Genomic DNA, 19,083 nt, shown 5'->3' on the forward strand with positions numbered 1-19,083 from the left:
ATAGGACGCGCACCGGTTCATCGCGGGTGCGATGTCCGTCACGCTTTTTAGGGCCGGAATTCATGGGTAGCGCGGCTGGGACCGGGAACCCCCGGAACACCCGCCGCGCTGCAAAATCAGAAACCGGAAATCAGCAAACAGAAATCAAGGCAGAAGCTGAAAGCCGTGCAGAAATCAAAGCTCGCCGGAACGAATCAACCCGACCGCAATACCTTCCAGCGCAAAGTCGTCACTGCCTGACGCTACGAAGATGTTCTCGTAATCAGGATTTTCAGCGATCAATTCAACCCCATCCGGACGACGTTTCCAGCGTTTCACCGTGACGTCGTCGCCGAGCCGAGCTACGACGATCTGCCCGTCCTTTGCTTCGTTTTTCTTCTGCACGGCGAGCAGATCACCGTCGAAGATGCCCGCGTCGCGCATGGAGAGACCACGCACCTTCAACAGATAATCCGGTTTGCTGGAGAACAGCGCCGGGTCGCAGGCGAAATGCTGGGAGATATGTTCCTGCGCAAGGATCGGGCTACCGGCCGCCACGCGCCCGACCAGTGGCAAGGACAATTGCATGATGCTGGCATGAGGCAACGTGAACTGGTGAGGACCATCGTCAAGGCCTCCATTGGTCAGCAAGCGAATGCCGCGCGATGAACCTGCGGCCAGTTCGATCACCCCTTTACGCGCCAGCGCCCGAAGATGCTCCTCAGCGGAATTAGCGGAGCTAAAGCCTAGTTCGGCTGCGATCTCGGCGCGTGTGGGCGGAAACCCGGTGCGTTCGATCGCACGCTGGATCAGTTCGAAAACCTCTTGCTGCCGCGCAGTCAGTTTGCTCATTTTGGTCACGTACTTTTGCCCCTTTATGGCCGGTCGTCCACTGTATGGATGAACAGATACCTGTAGTTTTATACAGTATTCGGCGCTTTTCAAGCTTTACTTTAAGTTCGGCGTCGTCAGAACCACACAGAGCCCAAAATCCGGTGCTCCAACGCCTGATTGATGGCCGCAACGCCGCTTCCAGCCGTCATTAGCACTTTTTCATCTAAAAGAATGAATAACAATTATTTTTAATAATGAAAGCTCGTCGATAGACTCGGCTGCTCAAACACATAAGACGGAGAACGGGGCAATGCTGAGTCGGAATTCGGGGTGGGGCGCACGTGCAAGGAAGCTGTTTGCCACGGCGGTGATCGGGGCGGCGTCGGTGACCGGGATGACCGCGGGAATGATCGCGCAAGCGCATGCCGACACGTCGTTCCTCAATGTGTCGTACGACCCGACGCGTGAGCTGTACCAGGAATTCAATCAGGCTTTCGGCAAGAAATGGAAGGCTGAAACCGGTGAAACCGTCACGTTCAAGCAATCGCACGGCGGCTCCGGCGGTCAGGCGCGCTCGGTCCTCGACGGCTTGCAGGCTGACGTTGTGACACTGGCGCTCGCTTACGACATTGATGCGCTCGCAGCCAAGGGACTGGTCGCCCAGGACTGGCAGAAGCGCTTGCCGGACAACGCCTCGCCGTACACATCGACGATCGTGTTCCTCGTGCGCAAGGGCAACCCGAAGCAGATCAAGGACTGGCCGGACCTGCTCAAGCCGGGCGTGTCTATCGTGACGCCGAATCCGAAGACGTCGGGTGGCGCGCGCTGGAACTACCTCGCGGCGTGGGCGTATGCGGAACATCTGCCGGGCGGCAACGCGACGACCGCGAAGGACTTCGTGACCAAGCTCTATAAGAATGCCGGCGTGCTGGATTCGGGCGCACGGGGCGCGACGACGAGTTTCGTGCAGCGTGGTCAGGGCGATGTGCTGATTGCGTGGGAAAACGAGGCGTTCCTGTCGTTGAAGGAATTTGGTTCGGACAAGTTCGAGATCGTGGTGCCGTCGGTGAGCATCCTGGCCGAGCCGCCGGTGGCGGTCGTCGACAAGGTGGTCGATCGTCACGGCACGCGCAAACTGGCCGAGGCTTACCTCAAGTATCTGTATAGCGAAGAAGGGCAGGAGATCGCCGCGCGCAATTTCTATCGGCCGCGCTCCACGGCTGTTCCCGCCGCGCTGACGAAGCAGTTCCCGAAGATCAAGCTCTACACCATCGACGACTCGTTCGGTGGCTGGGCCAAAGCACAAAAGACGCATTTCGCCGATGGCGGGGTGTTCGATTCGATCTATCAGCCGCAGTAAGCATGGCGGTTTGAAGGACAGCATCGCCGGCGCTTGCGCGCTCGCGGTGCTGTAGTCGTAAAAGAAGCTTGAAATGACACTACGGCCGCATAGACGGCCCGGAAACCAACCCGAAGCTCGACCCCGAAGCGCCGTCCCCGCGGCGTGGTGGAATTGGATGATTCACGCATGACGACTTTTACTTTCCGCAAGCCCAGCGCACTGCCGGGCTTCGGCCTGACGCTCGGCATCACGGTGGCGTATCTGAGCCTCGTGGTGCTGATTCCGCTCGCCGCGACCTTCGCCAAGACGGCCACGCTCGACTGGGCGACGTTCGTGCGCGCGGTGACTTCGCCGCGCGTGATGGCGTCGTATCGGCTGACGTTTACGGCTGCCCTCGGCGGCGCGCTGATCAACGCCGTGTTCGGCTTCCTGGTGGCCTGGGTGCTGGTGCGCTACACGTTCCCGTTCAAGCGCGTGGTGGACGCCGTGGTCGATCTGCCGTTTGCGTTGCCGACTTCCGTTGCCGGCATCGCGCTTGCCGCGGTGTACGCGCCGAATGGCTGGATCGGCCAGTTTTTCGCGCCGCTCGGGATCAAGGTGGCTTTCACGCCGTTGGGTGTGCTGGTGGCGCTGACGTTTATCGGCTTGCCATTCGTCGTGCGGACCGTGCAGCCCGTGCTGGAAGATTTCGAGCGCGAGCAGGAAGAGGCGGCCGCGTGCCTTGGCGCCACGCGCTGGCTGACGTTTCGCCGCGTGGTGCTGCCGTCGCTGTTTCCCGCGATCCTGACCGGTTTCGCGCTCGCATTCGCGCGTGCGCTAGGCGAATACGGGTCGGTGATTTTCATCGCAGGCAATGTACCGATGAAGTCCGAAATCACTTCGCTGCTGATCATCACGAAGCTCGAACAATACGACTACGCCGGGGCGACCGCGATCGCCGTGGTGATGCTGTGCGTGTCGTTCCTGATGCTGCTGCTGATCAATACGCTGCAATGGTTCCTGCAACGGCGCACGAGCCGCGGCGGAGCAGGTCCTGCGCCCGCTTCGGCCGGTGCATTGCATATCGACGGGGCGAAAGCATGAGTACGGTCAACCAGAAAGCGGTAGGCGCGACCGCGCCCCGAGTGACGGAACACCGGCTCGATCCGGTCACTGAACCGCGCGCCGTGCGCTGGATCCTGACGACCATTGCGCTGATTTTCCTGGCGCTGTTTCTTGTGGTGCCGCTCGTTGCCGTGTTTGCGCAGGCGTTTGCCAAGGGCGTGGACTATTACTTCGATTCGCTGAAAGACCCCGACGCGTGGTCCGCCATCAAGCTCACGCTGATTGTTGCCGCTATTGCCGTGCCGCTGAACGTGGTGTTCGGGTTGGCGGCGTCGTGGTCCATCGCGAAATTCGAATTCCGCGGCAAAGCCCTCCTCACGACGCTGATCGATTTGCCGTTCTCGGTCTCGCCAGTCGTCTCGGGCCTGATTTACGTGCTGATGTTCGGCGCGCAGGGCTGGTTCGGCCCCTGGCTCATCGACCACAACGTACAGATCATCTTCGCCGTGCCCGGCATTGTGCTGGCGACGATCTTCGTCACGTTCCCGTTTGTTGCACGCGAGCTGATCCCGCTGATGCAGGCGCAAGGCAGCGACGAGGAAGAAGCCGCGCACGTGCTTGGCGCGTCGGGCTGGCAGATCTTCCGCCGCGTGACCTTGCCGAACGTGAAGTGGGGTCTGCTGTACGGCGTGATTCTCTGCAATGCGCGGGCGATGGGCGAGTTCGGCGCGGTATCGGTGGTATCGGGCCACATTCGCGGACAAACCGACACCATGCCGCTGCACGTGGAAATCCTCTACAACGAGTACAACTTTTCGGCGGCGTTCGCCGTGGCGTCGCTGCTTGCGTTGCTCGCGCTCGTCACGCTGGCGCTGAAGCTGCTCGCCGAGCGCCGCATGTCGCAATCGATTGAAGCAGTGCAGGCACGGCCCGCCGATATGCCGGTCGCGTCAATCCAGAACTAGAAGGCGAAAATCACCATGAGCATCATCGTTCGCAATTTGCAGAAGCGCTTCGGCGATTTCGTCGCGCTGGATAACGTCTCGCTCGATTTTCCGTCGGGCGAGCTCGTCGCGCTGCTCGGGCCGTCGGGCTGTGGCAAGACCACGCTGCTGCGCGTGATCGCGGGGCTGGAATACGCGGACACCGGTTCGGTCGTGCTGAACGGCGAAGACGTCGCGGCCGTGGGCGCGCGCGAGCGGCAGGTCGGTTTCGTGTTCCAGCATTACGCGCTGTTCCGGCACATGACCGTGTTCGAGAACGTGGCGTTCGGCCTGCGCGTGAAACCGCGCAAGGAGCGGCCGTCCGAAGCGGTGATCCGCGAGAAAGTGCATGAATTGCTGAAGCTCGTGCAGCTCGACTGGCTGGCGCAACGGTTTCCATCGGAGCTTTCCGGTGGGCAGCGGCAGCGGATTGCGTTGGCACGGGCGCTGGCAGTCGAACCGAAAGTGCTGCTGCTCGACGAGCCGTTCGGCGCACTCGACGCCAAGGTCCGCAAGGAATTGCGTAGCTGGCTGCGGCGTTTGCACGACGACCTGCATATCTCGACTATTTTTGTCACGCACGATCAGGAAGAGGCGCTTGAAGTCGCTGACCGGATCGTGGTGCTCAATCGTGGCCACGTTGAGCAGGTTGGCAGTCCGCAAGACGTCTATGATCATCCGCAGACGTCGTTCGTCTATGAGTTCCTTGGCGCGGCGAACCGGCTCAAGGGCAGTGTCGATGCGAACGGTTTTGTGGCGCAAGGCGCCGCGCAGCCGATCGCAACAGAAGCGAATTTCGCGGGTCCTGCGGTGGCTTACGTACGGCCGCACGACCTGACGCTGTTCCCGACGGCGAGCGGTCATCGCGATGGCATCGTGGTCGATGTCCGCCGTGTCGTCACGCTTGGCGGTTCGGTGCGCGTGGACCTGGAAGGCGCCGAAGGCAATGTGCTGGAAGCGGAACTGGATCGCGAAACCTGGCGTGGATTGAATCTGAATATCGGCGATGGCGTGACCGCCGTGCCGCGTGTTCTGCGCGTGTTCCCGGCGCATTGAGCTTACTGAATCAAGCATACTGAAAAAGAGAGGCTGACATGAACTTCCAGCAATTGCGTTTCGTACGCGAAGCGGTCCGGCAAAACATGAACCTGACGGAAGTCGCGAACGTGCTTTATACGTCGCAATCGGGTGTATCGAAGCAGATCAAGGACCTCGAGGACGAACTCGGCGTCGATATCTTCATTCGACGCGGCAAGCGCTTGACGGGTCTGACCGAGCCGGGCAAAGAGGTGCATCAGGTGATCGAGCGGATGCTGCTCGATGCCGAGAACCTGCGCCGCGTGGCCCGCCAGTTCGCCGATCAGGACAACGGTCATCTGGTGGTCGCTACCACCCACACGCAGGCGCGTTACGCGTTGCCTAAAGTGATCCGCCAGTTCACGGAAGTGTTCCCGAAGGTCCATCTCGCGTTGCGTCAGGGCAGCCCGCAACAGATCGCGCAGATGATTATCAATGGCGAAGCGGACATTGGTATCTCGACCGAAGCGCTCGACCGGTACCCGGATATCGTCACGTTCCCGTGCTACTCGTGGCATCACACGGTGGTCGTGCCAAAGGGGCATCCGCTGGTCGGCCGCGAGAACATCACGCTCGACGAAATCGCTGAATATCCGATCGTTACGTATGACCACGATTTCACCGGCCGTTCGCATGTTGACCAGGCGTTTGCGAAAGCGGGCGCGCTGCCGGATGTGGTGCTGACCGCTATCGATGCCGACGTGATCAAGACGTACGTGGAATTGGGCATGGGCATCGGCATTGTGGCCGCGATGGCCTTCGACGAAAAACGCGACACCGAACTCGTCGCGCTCGACACGCAGCATCTGTTCGAAGCCAGCACCACGCGCGTGGGCTTGAGGAAGGGCGCTTTCCTGCGGGCGTACGCGTACAGGCTGATCGAGATGTTCGCGCCGCAACTCGATGAAGCGCAGATCGCGGCGCAATTGCGGGAAGCTGCCTGAGCCTTGAAAAGCTCAACGGCCTGAAAAGCAGCCGGCCGCCGCTCCGCTACAATTACGGCCATGAACTCCTCACACACTTCATTGCCGCGGATTGCGGTGCTGGCCACCGGCGGAACCATCGCCGGCGAGGCCGGCGATGCCTCGAAAACCTCGGGTTACAAGGCCGGCGTACTCGGCGTCGATAAACTGCTCGGCGCCGTGCCTTCGCTCTCGCAAGTCGCGCGGATCCACGCCGAGCAAGTAGCGAGCATCGACAGCAAGGACATGACTCCGGCGCTATGGGCCACGCTCTGCACGCGGGTGAACGCGTTGCTGGCGCAGGACGATATCGACGGGATTGTCATCACGCACGGTACCGACACGCTCGAGGAAACCGCCTACCTGCTGCATCTGACCGTCAAAAGCGAGAAGCCCGTGGTGCTGACGGCAGCCATGCGGCCGGCGACAGCCTTGTCCGCCGATGGCCCCCTGAATCTTCTCAACGCCGTGACGGTGGCGGCAAGCCGGGCATCGTGGAAGCAGGGCGTGCTGGTCGCGTTCAACAACCAGATTCACTGTGCCCGCGATGTGACCAAGACGAGCACTTATGCCGTCGACGCCTTCCGGTCCCCCGAAGGCGGTGCGCTTGGTTGGGTGCAGGACGGCCAGGTGGAATTCCAGCGAGCAGTGGTAAGGCCGCATACGCTGCGCAGCCCGTTCCAGATATCCGCTGATCTGCCCGTGGTCGAGATCGTGACGAGTTATGCGGGGGCGTCGCGAGCAGCTATCGATGCATTCGTTGCAGCCGGTGTCAAAGGCCTGGTGATCGCAGGGACGGGCAACGGCTCACTTCATTCAGCGCTTCAACAGGCAGTTGCCGAAGCTGTCAGGCAAGGCGTAGCGGTGGTGCGGTCATCGCGGGTAGGCGCGGGGCATGTGATGCGCAATGGCGCTGCGCCGGACGATGCACTTGGTTCGATCACGGCAGACGCTTTGAACCCGTACAAGGCGCGCGTGCTGCTGATGCTGGCGTTGGCGGCGGGCACCGCGTCGGCAGACCTGCAGAGCGTGTTCGATACCTATTGATCGTGGCGACGCCGGACTTCCGGCGTTGGCGTTCTATCCGCCCAGTATCTTCCGGTACTGCACAAACCCCGACCGGTCCGCGATGCGGTCATATAACTGCATCGCGTCGGTATTGGTTTCATGCGTCAGCCACCAGACGCGCGAGCATTGTGCTTCCTCGGCCTTGGCATAGACATGCTCGATGAGCTTGCGTCCAATCCCGGCTCCGCGAATATCCGGTTCCACGTATAGGTCCTGCAGATAACAGTAGTCGCCGGCAGTCCAGCACGACCGATGCATGATCCAGTGCACCATCCCGACTACGCGGCCATCCATTACCGCCACTGCAGCAAATACCGGCTCCGATGGATCGAGCATTCGCACCCACGTGCGCAGCGTGGTGTCCATGGGGATATCGGTCTTGTAGAACGCTTGATAGCCGCGCCATAGCGTCAACCACGCATCAAAGTCAGCAACGGCCACCGATCTGATCTGAGGAGGGAGTGTTGATGTCATGGTCGTGCGTTTCCTGACAGGTGATTGGAACAGTGCGAAATAGTGTGGGAGATCATAGTGCGCTTCAGCAAAGGCAAAAAGATCCAGCCGCGCTCGTTTTCCAGGAGCCACGTGCCTGAAGTGGCCATCGCGTGAAATAGTCAGGGAACGCAATGGCGGATTCGCGTGTTTCAGATGTTGATGCCGTCTGAAAAAGTGGGGAGGTATTTCGCACAAAGGCCGATATGCGTTTCAGAAAATATAGTCGCAATCGGCAACACGTTCACCTGGCGAAACCATTGCCGCGATAACCTCTCGATGCACCGTAATGACGGTGGAATTCCCTTGGAGAGTGCGTGCCCATGCACTAGACTTGAGCCAGGATTTTCGAGGCTGATAGTCCCTGAGATCACCTGAAACAGCGAAGCGGCATGCCGGTGGAAACACAGGGCATGGCTTTGATTTGAGCTTTGCTTTTATTTTTTATATTTCGTAATCCTATTAAATTTTGATTTTCAGATTGTCGAAATATAGGGTGCGCCGGTTCGCAACCCGGATTGACGGGATAAGTGATGAAACATCCCATGGCTGTGTATTCGCTGCAGGAACTGCATCGGTCGCTTGTGCAAACAACGCCGCCGGCAGGAAGTCCTGATTCGTCTGTCGGCGACACTTCGATCAGGTTATTTATCAGGCAACCATTCACCGAGTCGGGTGAGTCACAGCAGCGCTTGATCGAACAGATACTGCAAATAATCGACACTGCCAATGACCCGCGCCGTCCATTCAACTATCTCACCGGCACCAGCGCTGAAAGTGCGGACACCTTCAGGGAGTCGTTTGAGCGTAATCGTCACCTGCCGTTTACGCCGAAGAACTTTCGTGACTATCGGCTGAAACTGCTGGACCAGGCCGATGCCCTGATCAATATCAGGGTTGGCATGAGCGAGAGCAGTGCCTTTGAACTGAGTTATCACATCTTCAAGGGACAATGTTCCCCGATCCTGTTTCTCGTCTGGAAGCATGCTCCGATCAAGACAACGCTCATTCGGGAGCTCGAGGATTTATGTGAGGTGACTTACCTGGAGTTCGAACGCGCGGACGAGTTGAGGGCAGGCATCCACGGTTTTTTTCATATGCTGTCGACCAGACGTGCGGCGCAGAATGCAGTGCTCCGGGAAAAGATGATCTGATAAGGCAACGCGGCTGATGCAGCTCAGTCGTTCTTGGCGGAGCCTGCGCTGACCCGGGAACAAAATCAGCCTCCCTTCGCGCAGTCGCTCAGGCGCTCAACATCGCCGGACACAATATGCGCGAGATGCCGGGTAATCGATTCGATTGGCCAGTCCCACCAAGCCAGTGCCTGGAGTCTGGCAGCGACACCGGGCGCGAATCGTTCCTTAAGCGGTTTTGCCGGGTTGCCTCCCACGATCGTATAGGCGGGAACATTGCTGGTGACGACAGATCGTGACGACACAATTGCGCCGTCGCCAATCCTGACTCCCGGCATGATAAGCGCGTCGTAGCCGATCCATACGTCGTTGCCGATTACGGTATCGCCCTTATAGGGAAGGTCGCTCATCGCAGGTGTGACCTTTTCCCAGCCATTGCCGAAAATCTGAAACGGGTAAGTGGATATGCCCGAGAGCTTGTGATTCGCGCCGTTCATGACGAACTGAGCGCCTTTGGCAATTGCACAGAATTTTCCGATCACCAGTTTGTCGCCGATGAACGGGAAGTGATACAGGACATTTCGTTCGAAGTTCTCCGAATCCTCGGGATCGTCGTAATACGTGTAGTCCCCAATCAAGATGTTCGGGTTGCGCACGGTATTTTTGATGAAACAGACTTGCGGAAATCCCTTCATGGGATGTTTGTTGTTTGGATCAGGACCGTTCACATGACCTCCTCGAAACCTGGTCGCGAATTCGCCGGGCATCAAAGCTTTGCCCGCTTCAGCGTTCGATGTAGGCGAGTAGTGTATTGGCAAAGCTGTCTGCCGGTCTATGCCGCCGCGCCGCCAAAACTGCCCCTGAAAACCGATGCAACAAAAAACGCGACCCTCGAGTCGCGTTTCTATTCAACCATTCGCCCGGTCCTCAAGCCAGCGCGGGAATCCTCAGAACCTGTCCGAGGTAAATCTTGTCCGGGCTCTTGAGCATTGGCTTATTGGCTTCGAAGATCACATCGTTCTTCGCGCCGTTGCCGTAGTACTTGTCGGCGATCTTCCAGAGATTGTCACCGGAAATCACGGTATGGAATTGCGAAACGGGCGTGGGGTTCAGCACGGTCAGTTGATCGTCGACCTTGTCCACGTGCTGCACGTTACCCGCCGCCACGAGGATCTTTTCCTTGGTCGCTTGATCGGCGGCCTGACCGCTCACCGTGACCGTATGCGACGCGCCGTTGAAGCTGACTTGCAGGTTATCGGCGCTCAGGCCTTGCGCGCGGATGTAGGCTGCAATTGCATCGCCAGCCGTCTTGTTGAGCGCGGCTACATCAACCGGCGGCGCGGCTCCCGCCGGCGCTGCCTTGGCTGTCGGTGAAACGGCGCTGAACAACTTCTCGCCCGCGTCCTTGATGAAACTGAAAATGCCCATGTTGCAACTCCTGTAATGACCGCGTGAATCGGCACGATAAGGCCGAGCCCTTTAGTCGCGAGAACTAACCGATAGTTCTCGGTTTTGCCGATGGAGTTGTAATACTGTGTGGATGGACATTTTTTGACACGCTTGAGTCAACAAAGCAAAGAAAGATCCGGCAAGGCGGACACCCGGCAATGACGTCTGACCGACCAAGGCTTCCACGTCATCACCGGGTGCCGCTTGACGGACCCCGCTTTATTGCACTTTCTGCGACCGGCTATGCGCAGGAATATGTGTCAGCCGGTTTTCGAGCAGTTCATTCGGTAACCTGATGATTCGACATCAGTTCCAGCGCCTTCACCATTCCTGAGTGGTCCCACTCGCGTCCGCCGTTCGCCACGCACACGCTGAACAATTGCTGCGCGCTCGCGGTATGCGGCAAAGCAAGACCCAGTTTCTTCGCGCTTTCGAGCGCGAGGTTCAGGTCCTTCTGATGCAATTCGATACGGAATCCCGGATTGAACGTGCGCTTCGTCATGCGTTCGCCGTGAACTTCCAATATCCGCGATGCCGCAAATCCACCCATCAACGCACGCCTCACGCGTTCAGGGTCTGCACCGGATTTGGACGCGAACAGCAACGCCTCGGCAACCGCTTCAATATTCAACGCGACGATGATCTGGTTTGCGACCTTGCACGTCTGTCCGGCGCCGTTATCGCCAATGAGCGTCACGTTCTTGCCCATGACATCGAAGAGCGGCCTGGCGCGTTCGAACGCCGCTTCCGGCCCGCCTACCATGATGGTCAGCGACGCTTCACGCGCACCGACTTCGCCGCCTGACACAGGCGCATCGAGATAATCGCAGCCGAGCGCGTTGATTTTCTTCGCGAACGCTTGCGTCTCGATCGGCGAGATCGAACTCATGTCGATAACAAGCTGGCCTTTTTCCAGACCTTGCGCAACGCCGTCCTCGGCGAAAAGGACGTTAGCGACATCGGGCGTGTCCGGCACCATGATGACGACGATTTCGCTTGTCCGGGCGACGTCGGTCGAGCTGGCAACCACTTTACCCAGCGAGCGCAGGTCGTCCGGCACGGGATACGCGCCGTTCAGCACCAGCGAATGGCCCGCTTTCTTCAAATTGCGCGCCATGTGCGCGCCCATGATGCCCAGGCCGATAAATCCGATTGTTGCCATTGCGTGTGTCTCCTCCAGTTATGCCACTGCTCGCGCAGTCTTCCAGCCGGCGATTTCCTGCAGCCAGCCAAGGCCTGCTCCAGTCGTGCCGCGCGGTTTGTACTCGCAACCAATCCAGCCGTCGTAGCCCAGCGAATCGAGCAACGAGAACAGGAAGGGATAGTTGATCTCGCCCGTGCCGGGCTCGTTGCGGCCGGGGTTATCGGCCAGTTGAATATGCGCAATCGACGGCAGGTTGCGCTTGATCGTGGCAGCCAGTTCGCCTTCCATGCGCTGCATGTGATAGATGTCGTATTGCAGGAACAGGTTGTCCGAGTCCACGTCGCGCATCACGTCCAGCCCTTCCTGTGACCGGTTCAGCGCGAAGCCGGGGATATCGAAGTGATTGCACGGCTCGACCAGCAGCCTGATGCCTTCTTTCTTCAACGCAGCGGCCGCAAACTTCAAGTTCTCGACGATGGTCGCCCGCGCTTCCTCACGGCTCACCGATGCCGGCGCAATCCCAACGAGGCAATTGAGTTGCGGCACGTTCAACGCCTTTGCGTACTCGATTGCCCGCGTCACGCCTTCACGGAATTCTTCGCGGCGATCGGGCAGGCACGCGATGCCGCGCTCGCCTGCTTCCCAATTCCCGGCAGGCAGGTTGTGCAGCACGAGCTCGAGGTTGTTCGCATCGAGACGCTGACGCAGGTCTGCTGCCGGGTACGGATACGGGAACAGAAATTCGACCGCTTCGAAGCCCGCTTCCGCTGCTGCTGCGAAGCGGTCGAGGAACGGCACCTCGTTGAACAGCATGGTCAGGTTTGCAGCAAATTTCGGCATGGTTTTGTTCTCTCTCAGGCGTTATGCGCGATGGCCGTGGGCGCGTCCTGCTGGCTTTCGGCCAGCGGCTCGAATTCATTGATCGCATCAATCTCCGTGCCCATCGCGATGTTCGTGACGCGCTCCAGGATCACTTCCACGATGATCGGCACGCCGAATTCCGCGAGCATGCCCTGTGCCTTGCGAAGAGCGGGGGCGAGGTCTTCCGGATTGAAGACGCGCACCGCCTTGCAGCCGAGTCCTTCGGCCACTGCGACGTGATCGACGCCATAACCGTTCAGGTCGGGCGCATTGATGTTCTCGAAAGCGAGCTGGACGCAATAGTCCATGTCGAAGCCACGCTGTGCCTGACGGATCAGGCCGAGGTACGAGTTATTCACGACAACATGGATGTACGGCAGGCGGAATTGCGCGCCAACCGCAAGCTCTTCGATCATGAACTGGAAGTCGTAGTCGCCGGACAACGCGACGATCGGCCGTTGCGGGTCCGCGGCACGCACGCCGAGCGCTGCCGGAATGGTCCAGCCGAGCGGGCCGGCCTGGCCGCAGTTGATCCAGTTGCGGGCCTTGTACACATGCAGGAACTGCGCGCCTGCGATCTGCGAAAGGCCAATCGTCGAGACGTAGCAGGTATCGCGGCCGAAGACCTTGTTCATCTCTTCGTAGACGCGTTGCGGTTTCATCGGGACGTTGTCGAAGTGCGTCTTGCGATGCATCGTGCGCTTGCGTTCCTGGCACTCGCCGACCCACGTTCCACGATCCTTCAGCTTGCCCGCGGCCTTCCATTCGCGCGCCACTTCGACAAACAGTTCGAGCGCGAATTTAGCGTCGGAGACAATGCCCAGATCCGGTCCGAACACGCGGCCGATCTGCGTCGGCTCAATGTCGACGTGCACGAATGTACGGCCCTTCGTATAAACCTCTACGCTGCCCGTGTGGCGGTTCGCCCAACGATTGCCGATACCGAGCACGAAGTCTGACGCGAGCATGCTGGCGTTGCCGTACCGGTGCGCCGTTTGCAAACCGCACATGCCGGCCATCAGCGGATGATCGTCAGGGATTGCACCCCAGCTCATCAGCGTGGGGATCACCGGCACGTTCATGATTTCAGCGAATTCGACCAGCAGATCCTCGGCCGCTGCGTTCAACACGCCGCCGCCGGACACGATCAACGGGCGCTCCGATGCCGTCAGCATGGCCAGCGCTTTTTCGACCTGGGCGCGCGTTGCTTTCGGCTTGTAGACGGGCAGGGGTTCGTACGTGTCGATATCGAACTCGATTTCCGCGAGTTGCACGTCGATCGGGAGGTCGACCAGTACCGGACCGGGACGGCCCGAGCGCATCAGGTGGAATGCCTGCTGGAACACGCGCGGCACGAGCGCCGGTTCGCGCACGGTCACTGCCCACTTGGTCACGGGCTTGGCGATCGATTCAATATCGACGGCTTGGAAGTCTTCTTTATAGAGACGCGCACGCGGCGCCTGGCCGGTGATCGCCAAAATAGGGATGGAGTCGGCCTGGGCGGAATACAAGCCGGTGATCATGTCCGTTCCCGCCGGTCCCGACGTGCCAATACACACACCGATATTGCCCGGCGCCGCCCGCGTATAACCTTCGGCCATATGCGACGCGCCTTCCACATGGCGTGCCAGCACGTGGCCGATGCTGCCGGCCCGCTGCAAGGCGGAGTAAAACGGGTTGATCGCCGCGCCCGGAACGCCGAACGCCATTTCGATCCCTTCTTTTTCCAGCACGAGAACGGCTGCGTCGACTGCTCGCATTTTTGTCATGAGTGTCTCCTTCCATTGTGTTCTGCTGCATCACGCCCTTGCGCAATGTCGTTGAGGGGACTTTATGCGTATGCCGGAGTGTTGATAAGATCAGCCAGAGTCGTTTGATCCGATACAAAAAGTATGGAACGGATGAACAATGGAGACAGCCAAATGGACCGGTTCAGGCAGATTGAGACGTTCGTGAAAGTCGCCGAGGCCGGCAGTCTGGCTGCGGCGGCGCTCGAGGAAGGGGTGTCGCCGGTCATTTTGGGGCGGCGTATTGACGCGCTGGAGAAGCGTCTGGGCGTCAAGCTGATGTACCGGTCGACGCGCCGTCTAGTGGTAAGCGAGGAGGGCGCGGCGTTCCTCGAACGCTGCCGTGGACTGCTCGCTGACTGGAACCAGGCTGAAGACGAACTCGCCGATGGCCAGCGCACGGTCGACGGCCATCTGATTGTCTCGGCGCCGGCGGCGTTCGGCCGAATGCACGTGGCGCCGCACGCGCCCGGTTTTCTCGTCGATAAACCCGCGTTGCAGATGTCGTTCAACCTGAACGACCGCGTGGCCGACCTGATCCGCGAGGGTTACGACCTGTCGATCCGTATCGGCGGGGCGGTTGATCAGAATTTCGTTGCGGTGAAACTCGCCGATAACCGCCGGGTGGTCTGCGGCACGCCGGCGTATTTCAAGAAACACGGCAAGCCGAAATCACTCGATGACCTGCCGCGCCACAACTGCCTCGCGTTCAATTTGCAGGGCGGGCAGAACCGCGGCTGGTATTTCCGCCGCAACGGGAAACTCGTTACGGTGCGTGTCTCGGGCAACCTGGATTGCAACGACGGCGAACTGCTGCACCGGTGGGTGTCGGAGGGGCACGGGCTTGGCTGGCGCTCGACCTGGGAAATCCAGCGGCAATTGGCAAATGGCGAACTGGAAACAGTCCTGGACGAGTTCGCGCTGCCCGACTACGACATCCTCGCGGTCTATCCGCAGCAGCGCTACGTGCCCGCGAAAGTGCGCTACTTCATTGATTATTTGAAGAAAATCTACGCGCAGCCGGACTATTGGAGCCGCGAAAGATAAGTTTCCCGGCCTGTCCGGGGAGGTCTGCCGCCTATAGGCGCTAAGCCCTTGAAAACACAGCGGAAGTAATACGCGAAATGCGTAAATCAGTTGTGTGGCTGACTGAATCTCGCTATAATGGCTGGCTTCTCTCTTGCCGCACCGGTCCGACGCCCGGGTGGCTTTATATCCTCAAGGAGTAACAATGCGTCATTACGAAATCGTATTTATCGTGCATCCGGATCAAAGCGAGCAAGTGCCCGCCATGATCGAACGGTACAAAACCACGATCACGACTCACGGTGGTTCGGTCCATCGCATCGAAGACTGGGGCCGCCGTCAGCTGGCTTACATGATCGAGAAACTCGCGAAGGCTCACTACGTGTGCATGAACATTGAATGCAGCCAGGAAACGCTCGAAGAACTGGAACACGCGTTCAAGTTCAACGACGCCGTGCTGCGTCACCTTATTGTCAAGATGAAGAAGGCCGAAACCGGCGCGTCGCCGATGATGAAGGAAGTGCACCGCGAAGAAGCCAAGAAGGCGGCCAGCCAGCCGTCGACTGAAGCGCAGGCAAGCTAATTTTAGCTAGGGCGACTCTGAAAGTCGTCAAGCCACCAGGAATCAAGTGAACCGGCTGCAACTGACAGCAAGCGTCGTGGAACGCGAACCGGTGCGGTACACCCCCGCCGGCGTCCCCATAGCAAGCTGCACGTTGCATCACCGTACGGAAGTCGTCGAAGCGGGCATTCCCCGCCAGATCGAATTGACACTCCCGGCGGTTGCGGCCGGTGCTGCGAGCGGCAAGCTGGAAGGCCTGACAATGGGCGTAGAAACGCTCTTTACGGGCTTCATGGCCAAGAAAAGCCGCAACGCGCGAACCCTGGTGTTTCACATCACAGAATTGCAGGATATTGGAAAGGACTGAACATGCCCCGCCCGACTGGTAAGAAATTCGACAAACGTCGTCAGCAACAAAACCCGCTCTTCAAGCGCAAGAAGTTCTGCCGTTTCACCGCGGCTAATGTCGAGTACATCGACTACAAGGACACGGAAACGCTGAAGGACTTCGTTGGTGAGAACGGCAAGATCACGCCGGCTCGTCTGACAGGAACGAAGGCTCACTACCAACGTCAGCTCGATACGGCTATCAAGCGCGCTCGTTTTCTCGCGCTGCTGCCGTACACCGACCTGCACAAGGCCTAATCAGACGACGCAATAAGGAAAAAGCCAAATGCAAATCATTCTTTTGGAAAAAGTCGTCAACCTGGGTAACCTGGGCGACATCGTTCGTGTCAAGGACGGTTACGCACGTAACTTCCTGATCCCGGGCAAGAAGGCTCGCCGTGCAACGAAGGACGCAATCGCCGAATTCGAAGTGCGCCGTGCTGACCTGGAAAAGGTTGCCGCTGAAAAGCTGGCAGCTGCAACGGCTCTGGGCGAAAAGCTGAGCGGCGCGACCGTTCAGATCTCGCAAAAGGCTGGCGTCGACGGCCGTCTGTTCGGTTCGGTGACGAACGCGGACATCGCCGAAGCGCTGAAGAAGCAAGGCCTGGCTGAAGTCGAAAAGTCGCAAGTGCGTCTGGCCGACGGCCCGCTGAAGCTGGTTGGCGATCACGCCGTCCAGGTTGCACTGCACACCGACGTGGTTGTTGACGTCACGGTGTCGGTGCTCGGCGAACACGCTTAAGTGTTTTGCCGGCCGGGCTTAGCCCTGCCAACGAAGCAAAAGTAAAGCCGTAGTAAAAGAAAGGCGGGAACCGCGAGCGGTTCTCGCCTTTTTGTTTTTCCGGCCTCGCCGCCGCCCGTCATTTCGCCGATAATTCCTCCCCATGAACGCACCGTCGAAAGATCCCCAACTGGATGCGCTGAAGGTCCCGCCGCACTCCATCGAAGCCGAGCAGTCCGTCATTGGCGGCTTGCTGCTGGACAACGCCGCATGGGACCGTATTGCGGACGTGATGTCGCACGGCGATTTCTACCGCTACGACCATCGGATCATTTATGAGGCGATCGGCAAGCTGATCGCCACCACGCGTCCGGCTGACGTGATCACCGTCTACGAGGCGTTGACGAACACCGGCAAGGCCGAGGAGGTGGGCGGTCTGGCATACCTGAACGCGCTCGCGCAGAACACGCCGAGCGCCGCGAACATTCGCCGTTATGCGGAAATCGTGCGGGATCGGGCGGTGTTGCGCCGCCTGGTTTCGGTTGCCGATGAAATTTCCGCCGACGCATTTAATCCTCAAGGCAAGGAAGTGCGTCAGTTGCTGGACGAAGCCGAGGCGAAGGTGTTCTCGATCGCGGAAAGCGGCGCGCGCGGCACGCAGGGGTTTCTCGAGATCGGACCGTTGCTCACGCAAGTGGTCGAGCGGATCGACACGTTGTATCACACCGCGAATCCCAGCGATGTGACCGGTACGCCAACGGGTTTCGTCGATCTGGACCGTATGACCTCGGGCATGCATGGCGGCGAACTGATCATTGTGGCGGGCCGCCCGTCGATGGGTAAAACCGCGTTCTCGATGAATATCGGCGAATACGTGGCCGTGGAATATGGCCTGCCGGTAGCGGTGTTTTCCATGGAAATGCCGGGCACGCAGCTCACCATGCGCATGCTGGGCTCGGTGGGCCGTCTCGATCAGCACAGGATGCGTACTGGCCGTCTCACAGACGAAGACTGGCCGAAGCTCACGCACGCAGTGCAGAAAATGAGCGAGGCGCAGATCTTTATTGATGAAACGGGTGGTCTGAACCCGATGGAATTGCGTTCGCGCTCGCGCCGTCTGGCGCGGCAATGCGGCAAGCTGGGCCTGATCATCGTGGACTATCTGCAGCTCATGTCCGGTTCCGGTTCGGGCGGCGAAAACCGCGCGACGGAAATTTCCGAAATCTCGCGTTCGCTCAAGAGTCTCGCCAAGGAACTGGATGTCCCCGTGGTCGCGCTCTCGCAGCTGAATCGAGGACTGGAGCAGCGTCCGAACAAACGCCCGATCATGTCCGACCTGCGAGAATCCGGCGCTATCGAACAGGATGCCGACGTGATTCTTTTCATTTACCGCGACGAGGTGTACAACCCCGACAGCCCGGACAAGGGCACGGCCGAGATCATTATCGGTAAGCAGCGTAACGGCCCGATCGGCCCTGTTCGGCTCACGTTCCAGGGGCAATACACGAAGTTCGAGAACTTTGCCGGTGCGCAGAATTTCTACGGGGACTAAGGAACTTATCTCCCGTTTGCGTTCTATTTGACCCCGCAGGCCACCACCATCGGGCACCCCGTAGGCCTTGGGGCGAGCTTTGATTGCTTGGGTTTGTCGCGCGGTGAGGAGCATGATAAGTACATTTTCCTAACTCGAACTTTCGATGTACTCAAAAATGTACTCATTTGCGATCGGATCACCGGGCAACGTATCGGACGTTAGAAGACAAAAAACCCCGCAAGCTTCAGGCTTTGCGGGGTTTTCCGGACTTCTTTGGATCTACTGAGATACTGTTTGGTGCCAAGAGAAGACCCGAACTATTGCTACTTCAACGCGCTTGATTGGTTCAGATCGTGCGTCGTGATCGCTGTTCAATGCTGGCGTGCCAGAATGGGCCGCAGGTTATTCTGGAACCCCTAGGGAGGCGCGTCGTATCGTTCCCGTGCGTCTGCAAGTTCGAGGGTACGTGGGGGGTATCAGAATATTTACATCTTCCAGCACGCTATGAAATATGGACTTGAGAGACCGTTTCAGGATCCTTGGCGAGAAATGCGTACGAACGGTCGGACGAACCTTTATCGATCACATCGCAAACTGGATACTTGTTGAGACGAACTACTGTGCATAGGTTCCAGTCAGGCACAAGCCGGCGGCAGAAAATCTGAGCATTAAACCCAATGCTAGTTGGGAACCTCGCA

The 19,083-nt window shown here is 59.1% G+C and carries 20 protein-coding genes; 13 read left to right on the forward strand and 7 right to left on the reverse strand.

Going from position 1 to position 19,083, the window contains the following annotated elements:
• Positions 1 to 174: 174 nt before the first annotated feature.
• Positions 175 to 831, reverse strand: coding sequence for a transcriptional repressor LexA (gene lexA, locus ABH944_RS05365; protein ID WP_062090218.1), 657 nt, complete (start codon positions 829 to 831; stop codon positions 175 to 177).
• 292 nt (positions 832 to 1,123) lie between these two features.
• On the opposite strand from lexA, the gene ABH944_RS05370 reads away from it, so the two are divergent.
• The 6 genes from ABH944_RS05370 to ABH944_RS05395 all read left to right on the forward strand — a co-directional run bounded on the left by ABH944_RS05370 (position 1,124) and on the right by ABH944_RS05395 (position 7,268).
• Positions 1,124 to 2,173 (forward strand): sulfate ABC transporter substrate-binding protein, encoded by a 1,050-nt coding sequence (locus ABH944_RS05370; protein ID WP_404605307.1) that lies wholly within the window; start codon positions 1,124 to 1,126, stop codon positions 2,171 to 2,173.
• Between the two features lie 168 nt (positions 2,174 to 2,341).
• Entirely contained in the window at positions 2,342 to 3,238 is an 897-nt protein-coding gene (gene cysT / locus ABH944_RS05375; protein ID WP_062090220.1) for a sulfate ABC transporter permease subunit CysT, read from the forward strand.
• Positions 3,235 to 4,164, forward strand: a complete 930-nt coding sequence (cysW, locus tag ABH944_RS05380) for a sulfate ABC transporter permease subunit CysW (protein ID WP_404605305.1) — start codon at positions 3,235 to 3,237, stop codon at positions 4,162 to 4,164. Before cysT ends, cysW begins: the two co-directional genes overlap by 4 nt.
• A 15-nt stretch (positions 4,165 to 4,179) precedes the next feature.
• Positions 4,180 to 5,238: a sulfate/molybdate ABC transporter ATP-binding protein gene (locus ABH944_RS05385; RefSeq protein ID WP_404605303.1), complete on the forward strand. Its 1,059-nt coding sequence runs from the start codon at positions 4,180 to 4,182 to the stop codon at positions 5,236 to 5,238.
• 38 nt (positions 5,239 to 5,276) lie between these two features.
• Positions 5,277 to 6,203 (forward strand): CysB family HTH-type transcriptional regulator, encoded by a 927-nt coding sequence (locus ABH944_RS05390; RefSeq protein ID WP_062090223.1) that lies wholly within the window; start codon positions 5,277 to 5,279, stop codon positions 6,201 to 6,203.
• 60 nt (positions 6,204 to 6,263) lie between these two features.
• Positions 6,264 to 7,268, forward strand: a complete 1,005-nt coding sequence (locus ABH944_RS05395) for an asparaginase (protein WP_404605302.1) — start codon at positions 6,264 to 6,266, stop codon at positions 7,266 to 7,268.
• A gap of 33 nt (positions 7,269 to 7,301) precedes the next feature.
• Here the strand turns inward: ABH944_RS05395 and ABH944_RS05400 are convergent, their stop codons facing one another.
• Entirely contained in the window at positions 7,302 to 7,763 is a 462-nt protein-coding gene (locus ABH944_RS05400) for a GNAT family N-acetyltransferase (protein ID WP_404605301.1), read from the reverse strand.
• A 569-nt stretch (positions 7,764 to 8,332) separates the two neighbouring features.
• Between ABH944_RS05400 and ABH944_RS05405 the strand changes: the two genes are divergently transcribed.
• The gene (locus tag ABH944_RS05405) at positions 8,333 to 8,935 is read left to right on the forward strand and encodes a hypothetical protein (RefSeq protein WP_404605299.1); all 603 of its coding nucleotides are present in this window, start codon (positions 8,333 to 8,335) and stop codon (positions 8,933 to 8,935) included.
• A gap of 65 nt (positions 8,936 to 9,000) precedes the next feature.
• Here the strand turns inward: ABH944_RS05405 and ABH944_RS05410 are convergent, their stop codons facing one another.
• From ABH944_RS05410 to gcl, 5 genes are all read right to left on the reverse strand, one after another.
• A complete protein-coding gene (locus ABH944_RS05410; protein ID WP_404605298.1) occupies positions 9,001 to 9,642 on the reverse strand; it encodes a Vat family streptogramin A O-acetyltransferase in 642 nt (213 codons plus the stop codon).
• 199 nt (positions 9,643 to 9,841) lie between these two features.
• The gene (gene lysM, locus ABH944_RS05415; RefSeq protein WP_404605297.1) at positions 9,842 to 10,342 is read right to left on the reverse strand and encodes a peptidoglycan-binding protein LysM; all 501 of its coding nucleotides are present in this window, start codon (positions 10,340 to 10,342) and stop codon (positions 9,842 to 9,844) included.
• A 301-nt stretch (positions 10,343 to 10,643) separates the two neighbouring features.
• On the reverse strand, positions 10,644 to 11,525 hold the full coding sequence (glxR, locus tag ABH944_RS05420; RefSeq protein WP_404605295.1) for a 2-hydroxy-3-oxopropionate reductase: 882 nt from the start codon (positions 11,523 to 11,525) through the stop codon (positions 10,644 to 10,646).
• An 18-nt stretch (positions 11,526 to 11,543) separates the two neighbouring features.
• The gene (hyi, locus tag ABH944_RS05425) at positions 11,544 to 12,347 is read right to left on the reverse strand and encodes a hydroxypyruvate isomerase (protein WP_404605293.1); all 804 of its coding nucleotides are present in this window, start codon (positions 12,345 to 12,347) and stop codon (positions 11,544 to 11,546) included.
• Positions 12,348 to 12,361: 14 nt separating this feature from the next.
• Positions 12,362 to 14,137 carry a glyoxylate carboligase gene (gene gcl, locus ABH944_RS05430; protein WP_062090230.1) on the reverse strand — a complete coding sequence of 592 codons (1,776 nt, stop codon included), beginning with the start codon at positions 14,135 to 14,137 and terminating at the stop codon, positions 12,362 to 12,364.
• Positions 14,138 to 14,290: 153 nt separating this feature from the next.
• Here gcl and ABH944_RS05435 point away from each other — a divergent pair, with 153 nt between their 5' ends.
• From ABH944_RS05435 to ABH944_RS05460, 6 genes are all read left to right on the forward strand, one after another.
• Complete coding sequence (locus ABH944_RS05435) at positions 14,291 to 15,202, forward strand: LysR family transcriptional regulator (RefSeq protein WP_404605291.1); 912 nt, start codon at positions 14,291 to 14,293, stop codon at positions 15,200 to 15,202.
• Between the two features lie 184 nt (positions 15,203 to 15,386).
• Positions 15,387 to 15,764 (forward strand): 30S ribosomal protein S6, encoded by a 378-nt coding sequence (gene rpsF / locus ABH944_RS05440; RefSeq protein WP_404605290.1) that lies wholly within the window; start codon positions 15,387 to 15,389, stop codon positions 15,762 to 15,764.
• A 46-nt stretch (positions 15,765 to 15,810) separates the two neighbouring features.
• A complete protein-coding gene (priB, locus tag ABH944_RS05445) occupies positions 15,811 to 16,110 on the forward strand; it encodes a primosomal replication protein N (RefSeq protein ID WP_062090233.1) in 300 nt (99 codons plus the stop codon).
• 2 nt (positions 16,111 to 16,112) lie between these two features.
• Complete coding sequence (rpsR, locus tag ABH944_RS05450; protein ID WP_047896822.1) at positions 16,113 to 16,388, forward strand: 30S ribosomal protein S18; 276 nt, start codon at positions 16,113 to 16,115, stop codon at positions 16,386 to 16,388.
• A gap of 28 nt (positions 16,389 to 16,416) precedes the next feature.
• Positions 16,417 to 16,872: a 50S ribosomal protein L9 gene (gene rplI / locus ABH944_RS05455; RefSeq protein WP_062090234.1), complete on the forward strand. Its 456-nt coding sequence runs from the start codon at positions 16,417 to 16,419 to the stop codon at positions 16,870 to 16,872.
• 142 nt (positions 16,873 to 17,014) lie between these two features.
• Positions 17,015 to 18,403 carry a replicative DNA helicase gene (locus ABH944_RS05460; RefSeq protein ID WP_404605289.1) on the forward strand — a complete coding sequence of 463 codons (1,389 nt, stop codon included), beginning with the start codon at positions 17,015 to 17,017 and terminating at the stop codon, positions 18,401 to 18,403.
• Positions 18,404 to 19,083 lie beyond the last annotated feature (680 nt).

This window comes from Caballeronia udeis, assembly GCF_044909315.1.
Lineage (GTDB): Bacteria > Pseudomonadota > Gammaproteobacteria > Burkholderiales > Burkholderiaceae > Caballeronia > Caballeronia udeis_A.